General features: G+C 32.2%; 1 protein-coding gene and 1 pseudogene. Both read right to left on the bottom strand.

Features of this window, described 5'->3' with window-relative positions; translation table 11 throughout:
* Positions 1 to 218 (bottom strand): annotated as a pseudogene (locus EC396_RS12140) (glycosyltransferase family 1 protein); the annotation flags it as partial.
* Positions 219 to 350: 132 nt separating this feature from the next.
* Complete coding sequence (locus tag EC396_RS12135; RefSeq protein WP_129366938.1) at positions 351 to 1,304, bottom strand: tRNA-dihydrouridine synthase; 954 nt, start codon at positions 1,302 to 1,304, stop codon at positions 351 to 353.
* Positions 1,305 to 1,987: the final 683 nt, after the last annotated feature.

Here is a 1,987-nt window from a genome sequence, read left to right as displayed (position 1 = left end):
TCGTAATAACCATATTTCCAAAGCATTCCAATACCAATCATATTTTGCTTCAATTCAAAAGCAGAGCGCATATGAGATCCAGCTAAAAATCCTAATCCACCTGAATAAATTTTCAAAGCCTGGTGTATTCCAAATTCCATACTAAAGTAAGCGACCTTTTTATCGAACTTTTTTGCTGGTTTGTACGGATGATGCCATTTGCTATATTCGTGATTCATGTTTGTATGTATTTATGTTTCAGGGCAAAAATAGGTTTTACCTGTCAAATTCTTATGTGCTATTTTAACATGTTTAGTTAAAATTTTGTTATATTGGTTAAAATTGAAAGATTGTTTTTGTGCTAAAACAACTTATCGTCTCTTTTCATCATTTAAAATTTCTTGTACAGCCAGGTGATAGGCTTTTAAGCTTTTCGATTTTTTAATTTTTTTAAATGTTTTGTGCGGATCTGTAAAATGGGTAGCAAAATACTCCCAAAAACTGGTCATTTTTAACAAAATATGATGCGCTCCCGAAAGTGAAGCTTCGTACTGTTCAAAAATAGTTTGATGAAAATCTTTAAAAATTTCAATCTTATTGGCAGGGTAGTGCTGGGTATTGTTTTTGATCATACTAGGTAAAAACGGATCAGCAATCAAGCCTCTTCCAATCAACCAATGGTCTATGCTTGGAAATCTTTGTTGCATTTTATCAAACACAGCAACCGATGTAATATCACCATTGTAGTACAATTTATGATTTGTATTTTCTATACAGCGCTCAAAAGCATCTAAATCTACGCCACCTTTGTACAATTGTTTGCCAATACGCGCGTGTATGGCAATGTTTTTTAACGGAAATTGCGCTAATATGGGCAAGGTTGCTAAAATTTCGTTGCTATTTTCATAACCCATACGCATTTTCATAGATACTGTAATATCCGATTTATCGTACACTTTTTGTAAAATTTGTTCAATTTTTGCAAAATCACAAATAAGTCCAGACCCCATACCACGTTTGGTAACCATAGGGTAGGGACAACCCAAATTCCAGTTCAGTTCTTTATAACCCAATTCCTGAACAAATTTAGCCACAAACAAAAATTCATCAGCATCATTGGTAATAATCTGCGGAATTAACTCGAGGCTAGTATTGTTTTCAGGCAATAAATCACGTTCATACGATTTTTTAATTTCCAGTTTGCCATTTAATTTAATGTATGGAGCATAAAAAGTATCAATACCCCCAAAATATTTTTGAAAAGCATTGCGAAATTTATAATCAGTAAACCCTTGCAAGGGAGACGAAAGCAGTGTATGATTCATATAACTAAATAAAGCCGCAAATATACGTTACTTTAAATTGGTTTTAACCATTCAAAATATTATGATATAACTTATTAAAATGTACAAAACAATTAAGTACATTTACAATAGTGTAAAAAAACAAAACTACTAATTAAAAACAACCATATTATGGCAAAGAGTCAAGACGCAAAAAAGAATGTAAAAAAAGAACCAGCTAAAACTGCCAAAGAAAAAAAAGCCGCAAAACGCGAGAAAAAAGGGAAGTAATTAGTACTCAGTTTTAAGTTATAAGTTATAAGTTATAAGTTGAAAGCCGAAAGTCAAAAGTCTAAAGTTGAAAGTCAAAAGCCAAAAGTCAGTTTTCAGTAGCAGTTCTAAGTTATAAAGTCTAAAGTTGAAAGTCAAAAGTCAAAAGTCAGTTTTCAGTAGCAGTTCTAAGTTCTAAGTTTTAGGTTTTAAGTCAGTATTCATTATTCCTTCTTCATTATTAATTATTCATTATTCATTATTAATTAGTAACAGTATTCTTTGAACCGTCATCCTCGCGTATGCGGGGATCTGTTAGTGTAAATACTAAAAAGCATCTTTTGAACTACACAAACAACAGATTTCCAGTCAAGCTGAAAATGACGTATGTTTTGAACCGTCATCCTCGCGAATGCGGGGATCTGTTACTACAAATACTAAAAAGCATGTTTTGT

This window comes from Lutibacter sp. HS1-25 (genome assembly GCF_004121075.1).
Taxonomy (GTDB): Bacteria; Bacteroidota; Bacteroidia; order Flavobacteriales; family Flavobacteriaceae; genus Lutibacter.
Note: the sequence above shows the minus strand (reverse complement) of the source record. Positions and strands in the feature narration are given on the sequence as shown.

Bases quoted from the DNA above. Each gene is read 5' to 3' on its own strand.
- EC396_RS12135 (WP_129366938.1), bottom strand. From the start codon at position 1,304: ATGAATCATACACTGCTTTCGTCTCCCTTGCAAGGGTTTACTGATTAT.